13 protein-coding genes are annotated in these 14,959 nt (G+C 73.4%); 10 read left to right on the forward strand and 3 right to left on the reverse strand.

The window, feature by feature from the left end; genetic code table 11:
- Positions 1-18: 18 nt before the first annotated feature.
- The 6 genes from LH62_RS12700 (at position 19) to LH62_RS12725 (ending at position 7,899) form a co-directional block, all read left to right on the forward strand.
- A complete protein-coding gene (locus LH62_RS12700; RefSeq protein WP_160299832.1) occupies positions 19-1,269 on the forward strand; it encodes a PqiA/YebS family transporter subunit in 1,251 nt (416 codons plus the stop codon).
- Positions 1,266-2,954: an intermembrane transport protein PqiB gene (locus tag LH62_RS12705; protein ID WP_043361757.1), complete on the forward strand. Its 1,689-nt coding sequence runs from the start codon at positions 1,266-1,268 to the stop codon at positions 2,952-2,954. Before LH62_RS12700 ends, LH62_RS12705 begins: the two co-directional genes overlap by 4 nt.
- On the forward strand, positions 2,951-3,508 hold the full coding sequence (locus LH62_RS28345) for a membrane integrity-associated transporter subunit PqiC (RefSeq protein WP_052214346.1): 558 nt from the start codon (positions 2,951-2,953) through the stop codon (positions 3,506-3,508). Before LH62_RS12705 ends, LH62_RS28345 begins: the two co-directional genes overlap by 4 nt.
- An 82-nt stretch (positions 3,509-3,590) precedes the next feature.
- Positions 3,591-4,757: an HlyD family secretion protein gene (locus LH62_RS12715; protein ID WP_052214348.1), complete on the forward strand. Its 1,167-nt coding sequence runs from the start codon at positions 3,591-3,593 to the stop codon at positions 4,755-4,757.
- Complete coding sequence (locus LH62_RS12720; protein ID WP_043361760.1) at positions 4,754-6,337, forward strand: DHA2 family efflux MFS transporter permease subunit; 1,584 nt, start codon at positions 4,754-4,756, stop codon at positions 6,335-6,337. Before LH62_RS12715 ends, LH62_RS12720 begins: the two co-directional genes overlap by 4 nt.
- Positions 6,338-6,387: 50 nt before the next feature.
- Positions 6,388-7,899, forward strand: a complete 1,512-nt coding sequence (locus tag LH62_RS12725; RefSeq protein ID WP_043361763.1) for an efflux transporter outer membrane subunit — start codon at positions 6,388-6,390, stop codon at positions 7,897-7,899.
- Here the strand turns inward: LH62_RS12725 and LH62_RS12730 are convergent.
- From LH62_RS12730 to LH62_RS12740, 3 genes are read right to left on the reverse strand one after another with little or no spacing between them, the layout of a single operon-like run.
- Positions 7,896-9,188 carry an MFS transporter gene (locus tag LH62_RS12730; RefSeq protein ID WP_043361766.1) on the reverse strand — a complete coding sequence of 431 codons (1,293 nt, stop codon included), beginning with the start codon at positions 9,186-9,188 and terminating at the stop codon, positions 7,896-7,898. The two genes, LH62_RS12725 and LH62_RS12730, sit on opposite strands and share 4 nt — an antisense overlap.
- Positions 9,189-9,194: 6 nt before the next feature.
- Positions 9,195-9,764, reverse strand: a complete 570-nt coding sequence (locus LH62_RS12735; protein WP_043361769.1) for a TetR/AcrR family transcriptional regulator — start codon at positions 9,762-9,764, stop codon at positions 9,195-9,197.
- A 55-nt stretch (positions 9,765-9,819) separates the two neighbouring features.
- A complete protein-coding gene (locus LH62_RS12740; protein WP_043365721.1) occupies positions 9,820-11,163 on the reverse strand; it encodes a hydrolase in 1,344 nt (447 codons plus the stop codon).
- A 102-nt stretch (positions 11,164-11,265) separates the two neighbouring features.
- On the opposite strand from LH62_RS12740, the gene LH62_RS12745 reads away from it, so the two are divergent.
- The 4 genes from LH62_RS12745 to LH62_RS12760 all read left to right on the forward strand — a co-directional run bounded on the left by LH62_RS12745 (position 11,266) and on the right by LH62_RS12760 (position 14,949).
- Entirely contained in the window at positions 11,266-12,231 is a 966-nt protein-coding gene (locus LH62_RS12745) for a tripartite tricarboxylate transporter substrate binding protein (RefSeq protein WP_043361771.1), read from the forward strand.
- Positions 12,232-12,528: 297 nt separating this feature from the next.
- The gene (locus LH62_RS12750; RefSeq protein WP_043361773.1) at positions 12,529-12,735 is read left to right on the forward strand and encodes a hypothetical protein; all 207 of its coding nucleotides are present in this window, start codon (positions 12,529-12,531) and stop codon (positions 12,733-12,735) included.
- Positions 12,732-13,880, forward strand: a complete 1,149-nt coding sequence (locus tag LH62_RS12755) for an acyl-CoA dehydrogenase family protein (RefSeq protein ID WP_043361775.1) — start codon at positions 12,732-12,734, stop codon at positions 13,878-13,880. Before LH62_RS12750 ends, LH62_RS12755 begins: the two co-directional genes overlap by 4 nt.
- Positions 13,881-13,983: 103 nt before the next feature.
- The gene (locus LH62_RS12760; RefSeq protein WP_043361777.1) at positions 13,984-14,949 is read left to right on the forward strand and encodes a tripartite tricarboxylate transporter substrate binding protein; all 966 of its coding nucleotides are present in this window, start codon (positions 13,984-13,986) and stop codon (positions 14,947-14,949) included.
- The last annotated feature ends 10 nt before the right edge of the window (positions 14,950-14,959 follow it).

Consider the following 14,959-nt stretch of genomic DNA (forward strand, 5'->3'; position numbering starts at 1 on the left):
CGCCCCGGTGCCGGCCGCGTGCTGACGGCGACCGAGCCGACCCGAACCCTCCGGGAATGCGAGGGCTGCGGCGCCATGGTGCGGATCGCCCCTCTTGGTCGCGGCGAGGAGGCGCGCTGCCCACGCTGCGAGACGGTGCTCCGGCGGCATGCGGCGGATTCGCTGGAGGTGCCGCTGGCGCTCTGCCTGGCGGGGCTGGTGCTCTACGCGGTGACGATGACGATGCCCTTCCTCGGGCTGCAGCTGCTCGGGCAGCTGCGCTCGAGCCGTGTCGAGACGGGGGCCTTCGCCTTCCTCCAGGACGGCTACGGCATCCTCTCCGTGCTGGTGCTGCTGACGCTCGTCGCGGTGCCGCTGATGCGGCTGCTGCTGCTGCTGACGGTGCTGGCCGGCCTCCGGCTGCGGGAGGCGCCGCGCTGGCTCTACAAGCCCTTCCGCTGGCATGAGCGGCTGGCGCAATGGGCGATGCTCGAGGTGTTCCTCTTCGGCGTGCTCGTCTCCTACACGCGGCTCGCCGACCTGGCGCAGGTGGAGATCGGGCCGGCGGCCTATGGGCTGGCGGCGCTGGCCCTCGCCCAGGTGGCGCTGAACGCCCGGCTCGATGCCGACCGGGTGTGGGAGGCGCTGGAGGAGCGCGGGGCGGTGCCGGCGCCGGGGCGGCGGCCGGCCGAGAATGCCGGGCTGATCGGCTGCGATTGCTGCCGGCTGGTGGTGCCGGCGCGGCCCGGGGACGGCTGCCTGCGCTGCGACGCGCCGATGCGCATGCGCAAGCCGAACAGCGTGGCGCGGAGCTGGGCGCTCATCCTCGCCGCGGTGGTGCTCTACGTGCCGGCCAATGCCTATCCCGTGATGGATGTCGTCACCTTCGGCCGCGGCGGGCCGCATACCATCCTCGGCGGGACCTGGGAGTTCATCGAGGCCGGGTTCTGGCCGCTGGCGCTCGTCGTCTTCCTCGCCAGCGTCGCGGTGCCGCTGCTGAAGCTGATCGGCCTCGCCATCATGCTGCTCGGCATCCATCGCCGCTCCGACCACGGGCTCATCGGCAAGACGCGGCTCTACCGCGTGGTCGAGGCGATCGGGCGGTGGTCGATGATCGATGTCTTCGTCGTCTCGGTGCTCATCGCGCTGGTGCGCTTCGGCTCGGTCGCCTCGATCAATGCCGGGCTGGGCGCGGTCTGCTTCGCCGGGGTCGTGGTGCTGACCATCTTCGCGGCGGAGGCCTTTGACCCGCGGCTGATGTGGGACGCGGCGGAGGAGCGCAAGCCATGAGCGGAGCGCAGGAGGGCGCGGCCGAGGCGGAGCTCAGGCGCCGCCGGCGCAGGATCTCGCCGATCTGGCTGGTGCCGCTGGCGGCGATCCTGATCGCCGGCTATCTCGGCTGGAAGACCTATTCCGACCGCGGGCCGCTCGTCACCGTCACCTTCCGCGACGCGGCGGGGCTGACGGCGGGGCAGACCCAGGTGCGCTACAAGGCGGTGCAGGTCGGCACGGTCGAGGGCATCGAGCTGTCCAGCGACCTGCAGCAGGTGCAGGTGCGGCTGCGGATGACGCGGACGGTGGAGGGGCGGCTGACCGAGGCGGCGCGCTTCTGGGTGGTCAGGCCGCGGCTGACGGCAGGCAATGTCTCCGGCCTCGAGACCATCGTCTCCGGCGCCTATATCGAATTCGACCCGGGCGGGGAGGGCGAGTCGCGGCGCGAATTCGCCGGGCTTGAGAACCCGCCGGGCGTGCGCTCGGACGAGCCGGGGCGGGTCTTCACCCTGACGGCGCGGCGCGTGGGCTCACTCGACCGCGGCTCGCCGGTCTTCTTCCGCGACGTGACGGTGGGGGAGATCCTCGACATCGACCCGCCGGGGCTCGACGGCAACGTCACGGTCCAGGCCTTCGTCCGCGCGCCCTTCGACGGCTACCTGCGCGAGGGCTCGCGCTTCTGGAACATCTCGGGCGTGAGCATCGGCTTCGGCGGGTCGGGGGTGAAGGTGGAGCTGGAGAGCCTGCGCGCGCTGCTGGCCGGCGGCGTCGCCTTCGACACGCCGCACGAGCTGCGCGACGAGCCGCCGGCGCCGGATTCGGCGCGGTTCGAGCTGTACGACAACCTCGAGGCGGCGGTCTCCGCCACCACCAAGGACCGGCTGGTCTTCCTGCTCTACTTCGCCGAATCCGTGCGCGGGGTCGCGCCGGGGACGCCGGTGGAGATGCGGGGCGTGCGCATCGGCAGCGTGCTCGACCGGACGCTCGAATACGACCAGGCGACGGATACCTTCCGCGTGCCGGTACACATCGCCATCGAGCCGGACCGCATCGCCTATCCCTCGGGCCGGGCGGGACGCTCGCAGGACGAGGTGATCGAATTCGCCCGGCGAATGGTCGCCAGCGGGCTGCGCGGGCGGCTGCAGACGGTGAGCTACGTGACGGGGCAGGTGGTGATCGCCTTCGACTTCTTCTCCGATGCGCCGCCGGACGAGGTGCGGCTGGTGGGCGAGGAGATCGTCATGCCGACCATGGGGGCGGACAGCGTGCTGGCGAGCGCCGGCGGGATCGCGGCGAAGCTGCAAGCGATCCCCTTCGACGAGATCGGGCGGAACCTGAACGGCATCCTCAGCTCAGTGAATGCTGTGACGGGCAGCCCGCAGCTGCGCGGGGCGGTGGAGGGGCTGGCCGGCGTGCTGGACCAGGCGCAGGGGTTGCTGCGCCGGGCGGATGAGGGGCTGGCGCCGCTGCTGCGGCGGCTGCCGGGGATTGCCTCGAACCTCGACCAGGCGGTGGGGCGGGCGGCCAGCGCCATGACCTCGATCGAGCGGGGCTATGGGGCGCAGAGCGAGATCAACCGGCAGGTCGCACGGGTGCTGGACCAGGCGAGCGATGCGGCGCGCTCCGTCCGGCAGCTCGCCGACCTGCTCGACCGGCACCCGGAGGCGCTGATCCGCGGCCGCAGCGGGGGGAGGGCGCCATGATGCATCGCCGCATGCTGCTGGCCGGGCTGGCGCTCGCCGGTTGTGCCTCGCCCGAGCCGGAGCTGTACCGGCTGGTCGCGGTGCCGGGGCCAACGCGGGCCGGGGCGCCGGGGCTGGTCGAACTGCGGCGGGTCGGCGTGCCGGCCTATCTGGACCGTTCGCAGATCATCCGGGCGGTGGCGGAGTCGCGGCTGGAGGCGCTCGGGGCACGCTGGGCGGAGCCCTTCGGCGACATGGTGACGCGGGTGCTGGCGGAGGACCTGATGCAGCGCCTCGCCGGCAGCACGGTGCTGACTGAGACGGGTTCGCTGCGCGGCGAGGCGGGGCTCATCGTCGAGACGGAGGTCCAGCGCTTCGAGGCGGGGCCGGGGCCGGTGGTGGTGCTGACCGCGCAGTTCGCGCTGCGGCCGCCGGGCGGGGCGACGCGGGCGGCGCGGGTGCAGCGCGTGGAGGCGCCGGTTGCGGGCGAGGGGATGCCGGCGACCGTCGCGGCGATGAGCGCTGCGCTCGGGCAGCTGGCCGATACCGTGGCGGGGCTGGCCGTCAGGCGCTGAGGGCGCCCCTGCGACCCCTTGCCGCGCCGAAACCCGGACCCTCCTGTGGCGCTGCAATGCGGGATGGGCGGGCGCCGGGCGCATGGACGACGTGCATTACATCGAGAGCGGCGGGCGCGAGCGCAGGACCCGCTCCGAGGGCCAGCGGGAGCGGCAGCGCCCGGACGACCGGCAGCAGAGCCGGCGGGACGAGCCGGATGAGCACGAGCAGAAGAAGCCCGGCCGGCAGGTGCCACGCTGGCTGCTGATCGGCGGCGGGATGCTGGCCGCGCTGATGCTCCTCGGCGGCGGCGGCTGGTACTGGTGGGAGGCGCGGCAATGGGAATCGACCGACGACGCCTTCGTCGAGGCGCATGTGACGCGGCTCGCCCCGCAGGTCGGCGGGCGCGTCGCGCGGCTGCTGGTGGATGACAACCAGCGGGTCGAGGCGGGGCAGCTGCTGGCCGAGATCGATCCGCGCGACCTCGACGTGGCGCTGGAGACGGCTCGCGCCCGGCTGAACAGCGCCATCGCCCAGGCGGCGCAGGCGGAGGCCGATGTGACGCTGCGCCAGGCCTCGGTCGGGCAGGCGGATGCGAATGTCCTGGTCGCCGAGGCCGACCTCGAGAATGCCGAGACGACCTTCCGGCGCTTCCGCAGCGTCGATCCGCGGGCGGTCACGCAGCAGCAGCGCGACGATGCCGAGGCCGGCAGCCGCGGCGCCCGCGCCCGGCTGGAGGCGATGCGGCAGGCGGCGGCGGCGGCCCGTGCCCAGGTGCAGTCGGCCGAGGCGCAGCGGCAGGCGGCCGCGGCGGCGCGGCGCGAGGCGGAGGCCTCCGTCCACAAAGCCGAGCTGCAGCGGAGCTACGCCAACATCACCGCGCCGGTGGCGGGCCGCGTCACCAACCGGAGCGTCGAGGTGGGGAACATGGTGACGGCTGGCCAGGCGCTCTTCGCCATCGTCGAGCCGGATGTCTGGGTGACGGCCAACTTGAAGGAGACGCAGCTGCTGCTGGTCCGCGCCGGACAGCCGGTGGAGATCAAGGTCGATGCCTATTCGGACCCGGTGCTGCGCGGGCGGGTCGATAGCATCCAGCGCGGCACCGGTGCGCGCTTCTCGGTCCTGCCGGCGCAGAACGCCACGGGCAACTACGTGAAGGTGACGCAGCGGGTGCCGGTGAAGATCCGCATCGAGGACGACCGGGCGCGCGACATGCCGCTCTCGCCCGGACTCTCGGTCGTGCCGAGCATCCGGGTGCGCGGCGAGTGAGTGCAGCGCTGCCCCGCTCCGCCGCGGGGGACCGCTCGCCCTGGCTGATCGCCACCATCGTCTCGCTGGCGACCTTCATGGAGGTGCTGGACACGACGATCGCCAATGTCGCGCTGCGCCACATGGCGGGCGGCGTCGGGGCGAGCCAGGACGAGAGCACCTGGATCCTCACCACCTATCTCGTGACGAATGCCATCGTCCTGCCGGTTTCCGGCTACCTGGCGACGATCTTCGGGCGCAAGCGCTTCTACATGGGATGCGTCGCGCTCTTCACCATCGCCTCGCTCGGCTGCGCGCTCTCGCCCAACCTGCCGATGCTGCTGTGCTTCCGCGCGCTCCAGGGCATCGGTGGCGGCGGGCTGGCGCCGGTGGAGCAGTCGATCCTCGCCGACACCTTCCCGCCGGAGAAGCGCGGGCAGGCCTTCGCGCTCTACGGGCTGACGGTGGTGACGGCGCCCGCCATCGGGCCGGCGCTGGGCGGCTGGATCACCGACAACTATTCCTGGCACTGGATCTTCCTGATCAACCTGCCCGTCGGCGCGCTCTCGATCTTTCTCGTCTCCGTCTTCGTGCGGGAGCCCGAGGCGGTGAAGGAGGACCAGCGGAAATTCAGGGCCGAGGGCGGGGGCATCGACTGGGTGGGCTTCGGGCTCGCGGCCATGGCGCTCGGCAGCCTGCAGGTGGTGCTGGACCGCGCGGTGATCGACGACGGCTTCTGGTCGCCGCTGGTCACCTGGCTGACCGTCGCCTGTGTGCTCGGCTTCGTCGCGCTGATCCCCTGGGAGCGGCGGCAGCAGCGGCCGGCGGTGGACGTGCGGCTGTTCGGGCATCGATCCTTCCTGGCGGCCAGCCTCATCATGTTCATCGTCGCCTTCAGCCTGTTCAGCACGACGCAGCTGCTGCCGCAGCTCACGCAGGACCTGATGGGCTACGACGCGACAACGGCGGAGCTGACGCTGGCGGTGGGCGGGCTCGCCACGTTCATCATGCCGATCGCGGGAAAGATCGTGGGGCCGGTGCAGCCGCGCTGGATCATCCTCTGCGCCATGGTCTGGTCGGGCTTCGCGCTGCTTTACGCGACGCGGCTCACCCTTGGGATGTCCTTCTGGGACGTGTCCACCATGCGCATCCTGCAGGTGGTGGCGCTGCCCTTCCTCTTTGTCCCGATCACGACGGCGGCCTATGTCGGCCTGCCGCCGGACAAGACCAACGATGCCTCCGCGCTGATCAACCTGATGCGCAACCTCGGCGCCTCGGTCGGCATCGCGGTGATGAACGCGGTGGTGGTGCGCGGGTCGCAGTTCCACCAGGCTCGGCTGACGGAGAGCGCCTCGGACTACAACCCGCTTTGGACCGAGCGGCTGGCCCAGACCGAGGCGGCGCTGCGGCAGTCCGGCGTCAGCGCGGCCGAGGCGCCGGCAGCGGCGCTCGCCCAGATGGCCGGGCAGGTTCAGGCGCAGGCCCAGGCGCTCAGCTACATCGACGCCTTCTGGCTGCTCGGCGTGGCGGTGCTGACGCTCTGGCCGCTGGTCTTCCTGATGCGGAGCCTGCCGAAGGGCACGCAGGCAAGTGGACACTGACCGCCCGGCGAGGTCTCGGCGTGGCGTGGGTTGACGAAGGACGGGCTGTGATGCGTCGGAACCGATGGAGGCGGGCAGCGCCGCTGCTCGCGCTGCTGGCCGCGGGCTGCAATGTGGGGCCGGACTTCCTCCGCCCCACCGCGCGGGCGCCGGGGGACTGGACGCGGGCGAGCCTCGACGCGCCGGCCTATGCGCGCAGCCGCGCGGTGGCGGCGGAGGTGGATACGCAGTGGTGGAACGGCTTCCGCGACCCGACCCTCACCTGGCTGGTGGGTGCGGTGGGCGAGGCCAACCCGGACCTTGAGGAGGCGACCGCGCGCATCGCCGAGACGCGGGAGCAGCGCAGCATCGCCTTCGCCGGCTTCTGGCCGACGGTGGATGCCCAGGCCTCCGACACGCGGCTGCGCCTCAGCGAGAACAGCCCTTTCGCCTCGATCGCCGGCGGCCGCCCGAGCGCCGGCGGGCAGCCGAATGCGGCGCAGGGGGCGGCGATCCCGACCGGGCCGAGGCCGGGTTTCGCCATCTACCAGCTGGGCTTCGACGCGGCCTGGGAGCTCGACCTCTTCGGCCGCACGCGGCGCGGGGTGGAGGCGGCGCGGGCCGACCTGCTGGCGGCGGAGCGGCTGCTCGACAATGTGCGGCTTTCGCTGCGGGCCGAGGTGGTCCGGACCTATCTGGAGTATCGCGGCCTGCAGGCGCGGCGCGAGGTGGCGCGGCAGAGCGTCCGGCTGCAGCGGGATACCCTGCAGCTGACGCGCTCCCGCGCCGGCTCGGGCTTCGCCACGGAGGTCGACGTCGCCAATGCGGAGGCGCAGCTGGCGGGCACCGAGGCGACGCTGCCGAGCCTCGAGGCGCAGGTGACGCAGGCGGCGAACCGACTGGCGCGGCTGCTGGGGCAGGAGCCGGGGATGCTCGCCGTGCGGCTGGAGGCGCGGGCGCCGCAGCCGCCGGTGCCGGATGCCGTCGCCATCGGCGTGCCGATGGACACCACCCGGCGGCGGCCGGACATCACGGCGGCGGAGGCGGCGCTGGCGGCGCAGACGGCGCGCATCGGCGTCGCCACGGCGCAGCTCTACCCGACACTGCGCATCAACGGGAATATCGGTCTGCAATCGGGCAACACGGTGAACCTGTTCTCGACGGCGAGCCGGTTTTTCTCGATCGGGCCCTCGCTGATGATCCCGCTCTTCGAGGGCGGGCGGCTGCGCGCGCAGGTGCGGCTGGAGGAGGCCCGGCAGAAGACGGCGGCCACTGCCTGGCGGCGCACGGTGCTCGACGCGCTGCACGAGGTGGAGAATGCGCTTGCCGCCTATTACGGCGAGCAGGGACGGCGGGCGGCCTTGCAGCGCCAGGCGCGGGCGGCGCAGTCGGCGGCGGCGCTGGCGCGGCAGCGCTTCACCGCCGGGCTCGGCACCTTCCTCGAGGTGCTGGATGCGGAGCGGACGCGGCTCAACACGCAGCTGGCGCTGGCCGAGAGCGCAGCGCTGGTCTCGACCGACCTCGTCGCCGTGTACAAGGCGCTCGGCGGCGGCTGGGAGGCGATGCCGCCACCGGCGGGCTAGGCCGCCGCCGGCACCGCGGCAGGACGGGGGCGGCGGATCGCCAGGGCGAGGAGCGCGGCGACGAGGCAGGCGGCGCCGGCGAGGTAGAAGGCGGGCAGGTAGGTCGCCAGCGCATCACGGCTGAGGCCGGCGCCGAGCGCGGCGACGGCGGCGCCGAGTTGGTGCGCGGTGAAGACCCAGCCGAAGACCAGCGGCGCCCGCTCCCGCCCGAAGGCCTGGCCGGCGAGCTTCACCGTCGGCGGGACGGTGGCGATCCAGTCGAGGCCGTAGAAGACGGCAAAGAGCGAGAGGCCGTAGAGCGAGAAGCTGCTCATCGGCAGGAAGAGCAGCGAAAGGCCGCGCAGTCCGTAGTACCAGAACAGGAGCTTGCGGTTGTCGTAGCGGTCCGACAGCCAGCCGGAGAGGATGGTGCCGATGAAGTCGAAGGCGCCCATCATGGCCAGCACCGAGGCGGCCTCCACCTCCGCCATGCCGAAATCGGAGCAGAGCGGGATGAAATGGGTCTGGATCAGCCCGTTGGTGGAGAGACCGCAGATCAGGAAGGTGGCGAAAAGGATCCAGAAGGTGCGGGTCCCCGCAGCGTCGGAAAGGGCGGCGAAGGCGTTGCGCAGGGCATTGCCGGCCGGCGCGGCCGGGCGCGGGGCGATGGCGGCCGCCGTCTCGCCATAGGCGTTGAGGCCGAGCTCGGACGGATGGTCGCGGCCGAGCAGCCCCATCAGCAGGCCGGAGAGGGCGCAGGCGGCGAGGCCGGGCATCATGGCCGCGCGCCAGCCCTCGGTCTGGGCAAGCCAGGCGGCGAGCGGCAGGAAGGCGAGCTGGCCGGTGGCGTTGGCCGCCGTCAGCATCCCGAGCACCAGGCCGCGGCGCTGGACGAACCAGCGGTTGGCGACCGTCGCGCCGAGGACGAGGGCGGTCATGCCCGTGCCGAGGCCGGTCAGCACGCCCCAGCAGAGCCAGAGCTGCCAGGGAGCGGTCATCTGCGTCGAGAGCAGGCAGCCGAGCACCACGAGGGTGAGTGCCGCCAGCACGATGCGGCGGAGACCGTAGCGTTGCAGGAGGGCGGCGGCGAAGGGCGCCATCAGCCCGAAGAGCAGCAGGCGCAGCGCCAGCGCGCCGGAGATGGCGCCGGTGTCCCAGCCCGTCTCCCGCTGCAATGGCAGCAGCAGCGCGCCGAGGATGCCCATGGCGCCGGCCGAGGAGAGCGAGACCAGGAAGGTCAGCGCCACCATGACCCAGCCGTAATGGATGCCGCGCCGCGCGAGCGCGGGGGCGAGGCGGGCGGAGAGCATCGGGCCTTATCCCTGGTCGGGGGCGGCGAGGTGCCTCGCGCCGGCGGCGAGGATCCGGTCGGAGAGGTCGGGGTCGTCCACGGCGCGGGCGAGGATCAGCGCCCCGACCAGGGTGGAGACGGCGGCGAGGGCTTCCTTTTCGCGGTCGGGCGTGCCCTCGGGTAGGGCGGCGGCGAGGCGGTCGGCCATGCGGCGGAGGCCGGCGGTGTAGGCGGCGCGCACCGGCTCGCCCTGCCGGGCGGCCTCCGGCCCGATGGCAGCGAGGGCGCAGCCCTGGCCGGGGCGGTCGCGGTGGGCGGGCGAGAGATAGCGGGCGGCGAAGCAGCCGATGCCGCCGCCGGGCGCCAATTCCTGCTGCTGCTTCGCGCCGCTGGCGGCGGAGGCGGTCTCCAGCGCCTCGGCCACCAGCCGCTCCTTGGAGCCGAACTGGCTGTAGAGGCTGCCATGGGTGAGGCCGGCGGCGCGCGTCAGCGCATCGACGCCGGCGCCGGCGATGCCGGTCTCGCGGATGATGCGGGACGCCTCGGCGAGGATCCTCGCCCGGTTCTCCGCAGCCTGGGCCTTGCTGACGCGCATCGCCACCTCCGGCCAGAGTTATGATGACGGTCGCTATCTATGTCAAGCCATGCGGCTACCAAGTCAGCTCGGCGACGGCGACGCGTCCCTCGGCGGCGGGCCAGGCGCGGGCGATGATCCGTTCGTCGTTGAAGAGCGCGGGGATGGGGCGGCCAAGCTCACTCGCGGGCAGGCGGAGGGTGGATGTCGCGGCGCGGGCGACGCCCTGAGGGATGTCGCCGGGCGTCCGGCCGTCGAGCAGGATGGCGTCGCGCGGCAGGCAGAAATAGCCGCGTGGGCGGGTGAAGAGCAGCACGCCGCCGGCGGCGCGGTCGGCCTCGGTCAGTGGCCGGGCGGGGCGGAGATGCATCACCGCCGAGGAGCGCGGGAAGGGCGAGCGGTAAAAGTGCGTGATGGGGTGGCCAGGGGCGGCGACCACCACCTCCAGCGTCCAGCCCGCCTCGACCGTGACCGGCCCCCAGCGCCCGTCGGCGGCGGTGGTGCGGCGGTGGATGGCCTCGCCAATCCGCTCGCCGGTCTCGGGTTCGGTGCGGAAGACCTCGACGACGGCGCCCTCGACCGGGCGGTTGGTCTGCACACCGCCGGGGGTGCCGGTGACGATGCCGTCGAGGGTGGGACGCGCCTCGGGCAGCACGGCGATGCGCGCCGGGGCGCGGCCGGCGATGAAGCGCGCCATCTCGGCGAAGGCACGGGCGTGGTAGGCGACCTCGCGGTGGTCGAGGCCGGGGAGGACGAGGTTGGTGGCGCCGCGCAGCTCCGGCCCGTCGACATCGGTGCCGGTCGGGCGGTCCGGCGTCGGCGACCAGACGGCGCGGGGCTGGGCGTAGAGGTCGTTGCTGTCGCTGCGCAGGGTGAGGAAGGCCGTCTCCGGCACCACGTCGCCTGGCCCGGCATTGAGGCGGCTGAGGAAGCGGCCGCCGCTGTTGAACTCGCTGCCGGCGCGCTCGGGCCAGTCCATCACGCCGCGGTTCGGCGTGCCGCAGAGGATGGCGTGGGAGACCTGCGAGGCACCGCCCTGCTGCACGGTGAAGTCGCGGATCGGGTTGCCGCCGCGGCTGTTGCCGGCCAGCGCGATGCGGGTGGCGCCGGTCTCGGCGCGGAAGGCACGGACGAACTCGGCCAGGCGCTCGGTCTGCTCGATGCTGCCGCTGCGCAGGGGCTGCGGCACGGCGTCGTCGTCGCGGGCCAGCGGGTCGGGAAAGTTCGCCGCACGCAGGTGCTCGCGCGGCCAGCCATTGGATTCGAAGCGCCAGAGCGTCGTTTGCCACAGCGCGGCGTGGTCGCCATTGCCGTGCAGGAAGAGCACGGGGGGCGGCGCGGCAGGCTGGGCGCGGGCGGTGCCCACCGGAAGAAGACCGAGGAAGGGAAGGGCGAGGGCGGTGCGGCGGCGAATCGGCATGACGGGAGATTGGCATGGCCAGCCCATGGCCCCCAGGCCAGCGACGCGGGCGGAATGGCTGGCGAGGTTGCAACCGCGCCGGCGCTGCCGGAGCATGGCGGAATGCGCCGCCGTCATGCCCTCGCCGCCCTTGCCCTGCTCGCCCGTCCGGCCCGCGCCCAGCCGGGATGGCCGGCGCGTCCGGTGCGGATGATCGTGCCCTTCCCGCCGGGGCAGGCGACGGACCTCATGGCGCGGCTGCTGGCCGACCAGCTGACGCCGCGGCTCGGCCAGCCCTGCCTCGTCGACAACCGCAGCGGCGGCGCGGGGCTGCCGGGGATGGAGATGATCGCCAAGGCGCCGCCCGATGGATACACGCTCGGGATGGCGAGTTCCGGCCCGCTCAGCATCAACCCGGCGGTCATGGCGCGGCTGCCCTATGACGTGGAGCGGGACTTCGCGCCGGTGGCGCTGGTCTTCACCACCCCGCTGGTGGTGGTGGTCAACCCGAACGCCGGGATCGCGTCCCTGCCGGGGCTGGTCGCCAAGGCGCGCGCGGCACCGCGGGCGATCGACTATGCCTCGGGCGGGCCGGGCAGCTCGCTGCACCTGGCGGCGGAGGGGTTCTGCCAGCGGGCGGGCATCCAGCTGAACCACATCCCCTATCGCGGCTCGGCGCCGGCCATGGCGGACCTCATCGCCGGGAATGTCGGGCTGATGTTCGACAGCCTGGCCTCCGCCCTGCCGCATGTGCAGGCGGGGCGGATCCGGGCGCTCGGCGTGACCTCGCCGGCGCGGATGCTGCAGATGCCGGATGTGCCGACGGTGGCGGAGGCGGCCGGGCTGCCGGGCTTCGAGATGCTGGGCTGGGCCGGGCTGGTGGCGCCGGCCGGGACGCCCGCGCCGGTGGTCGGCCGGCTGGCGGAGGAGGTGCTGGCGCTGGTGCGGGGCGAGGCGATGGCCGCGCGGATCGCCGAGTTGGGCGCGACGGCGGCGCCGCTCGGGCCGGAGGAATTCGGGACTTATATCCGCAGCGAGTTGGTGAAATTCACCGCGGTGGCGCGGGCGGCGGACGTGCGGCTTGATTGAGTTGAATCAGTAGGTTGGCGAATGCGTCGCGCGGAGTTGAAATCGCGCGTCGTGGATCGTGGTTTGCTGGGGTTGCGAATAACCGCCGTGCATCGCTAAATCGGCGCGAGGTCGCCGCATCCCGCGCCGGCCCCGCGGATTTTGAACGATGCAGCTTGCACCGCGTCACCAAAGGCTAAAGCGCCACCCCGCTGGAGTCTGTCCCGGGATGCGCTGTCGGCGCTGAGCGCCAGCCCTCTCCACCACCACGCCAGCCATCCCGATCGGCGCGCGACCACGCGCCGGGAGACATCAGCCATGCATACGTCACGCCCCATCGAGGTGCAGGGACGCTTCCTCGGCGTCGCCGTCGCCCATGCCGCCGCCTGGCGGTTCATCGCAACCGATCCCGTCGTCGAGGATATCGACGGCGCCACCTTCCCGAGCCCGGCCGAGGCGGAGCGCGTCGCCGGCCTCGTCATCGGCCGCAACAGCGGGGCGCGGCCCCAGGCTGTGAAGCGATGACGGCGGCGCCGCACCCGCTCGCCGCGCTGCCGGCGGTGCTGCCGGGGATTGCCGAGGCGGCCGCCCGGCATGACCGGGAGGCAAGCTTCCCGCATGACAGCATCGCCGCGCTGCGCGGGGCGGGGCTGCTCGGGCTGACCGTGCCGGCGGCGCTCGGCGGCGGCGGGGGCGGGCTACGGCTGGCGGCCGAGGCGGTGGAGCAGGTCGGCGCGGCTTGCCCGGCGACGGCGCTCGTGCTCGCCATGCAATACCTGAAGCACGCGGCGCTCGCCCGCAGCCCGGCCTGGCCGGAGGCGCTGCGCGAACGGGTGCAGCGTGAGGCCGTGACCGAGGGGGCGCTCATCAATGCGCTCAGGGTGGAGCCGGAGCTCGGCTCGCCGACGCGGGGCGGACTGCCGGCGACGGTCGCGCGGCGGACGGCGAAGGGCTGGGCGATCACCGGGCACAAGCGCTACGCGACGGGCGCGCCGGGGCTGCGCTGGATGGAGGTCTTCGCCCGCAGCGATGACACTTCGCCGCTGGTCGGCAGCTTCCTCGTGCCAGCGGAGGCGCCGGGCGTCGGCATCGTCGAGACCTGGGACCATCTCGGGCTCCGCGCCTCGGGCAGCCATGACGTGATCTTCGACGGGGTGGAGATCCCGGAGGAGAACGCGATCGGCCTCGCCCCGCCGGGGCGGGCGGCGCCGGATGCGGTGCAGATGCTGTGGAACGCGGTGCTGGTGCCGGCGGTCTACGCCGGCGTGGCGCGGGCGGCGCGGGACTGGATCATCGGCTTTGTCCGGGCGCGCGCGCCGGGCAGCCTCGGCGCGCCACTCGCCACACTGGCGCGGGTGCAGGAGGCGGTCGGGCGCATCGACGGCCTGCTCGCCGCCAATGCGCGCATCATCGGGGCGCTGGCGGCCAGCGCCGATGCCGGCCTGCCGCCCTCGGGGACCGAGGCGGGGGTGCTGAAGGTGGTGCTGGCCAGCAATGCCGTGCGCGCCGTCGAAGAGGCGACGCTGCTCGCCGGCAACCACGCGCATGACCGGGCCCTGCCGCTCGAGCGGCACTGGCGCGACGTGCAATGCGCACGCATGCACGCCCCGGCCGAGGATGCGGCGCACCTCGCCGCCGGCCGCGCGGCGCTCGGGGAGGGGCGGGCATGACGAGCCTCGCGCTGCGCTTCCTCCTCGCCCTTTCCATCGTACTCGGCGGGCTGGCGGCGCTGAATCTCGCCCGGCCGCCCGCGCTTCTTCAGGACATCCTTCGATGATCTCTCGTCGTCTTCTGCTCGGCGCCGGCCTGGCCGCGCCCTTCGTGGCCTCGTCCGGTGCCGCCCGCGCCCAGGGCTTCCCCGACAGGCCGCTTCGCTATGTCTGCCCCTTCCCGCCGGGGGCGACCTCCGACAACGTTTCGCGCACCATGACCCGGGCGCTCGGACCGCGGCTCGGCGTGCCGGTGATCGTCGAGAACAAGGCCGGCGCGGGCGGGGCCATCGGCAGCCGGATGGTTGCCGAGGCGAAGCCGGACGGGAGCGTGCTGCTCAACGCCTCGGCCGGCAACCTCACCATCGCGCCGCATCTGTCGCATGTCGGCTACGACCCGCTGCGGGACTTGGCGCCGGTGGCGCTGGCGGGCGTCGCCTACGGCGTCATCGCGGTGAACCCAGCGCTGCCGGTGCGCACCGTGGCGGAGCTGATCGATCTGGGGCGGCGGCGGCCGGGCTTCCTCAATTATGCCTCGGCGGGGATCGGCTCGGCCGGGCACCTGCGCGGGGCGCTGCTGGCCGACGAGGCGCGGGTCGATGCGGTGCACGTGCCCTTCCCGGGCAGCGCCGCGGCGGCGATGAGCGTCGTCTCCGGCGACTGCCACCTCATCATCGACCCGATCGCGGCGCCGCATGCGCAGGAGGGGCGGCTGCGGGCGCTGGCGACGATCGGGCCGGACCGGTGGGATGCCTTCCCCGACCTGCCGAACCTCGCCGAGCTCGGCATCGGCCGGAATTGGCCGGGGGAGACCTGGTACGGGCTTTTCGCGCCGCGCGGGACGCCGGCGCCGGTGATCGCGCGCCTCAACCGCGACTTCAATGATAGCCTGGCGGAGCCGGAGGTCGCCGCGGCGCTGCTGCGCTTCGGCGTGAAGCCGGAAGCGGTGGCGCCGGAGGAGCTTGGCCGCCGGGTGGCTGCCGACCATGCCGATATCGGGCGCGTGCTGCGCCGTCTCAACATCGCCTGAAGGGGAGAGC

It is taken from the genome of Belnapia sp. F-4-1 (assembly GCF_000802185.1).
Taxonomy (GTDB): domain Bacteria; phylum Pseudomonadota; class Alphaproteobacteria; order Acetobacterales; family Acetobacteraceae; genus Belnapia.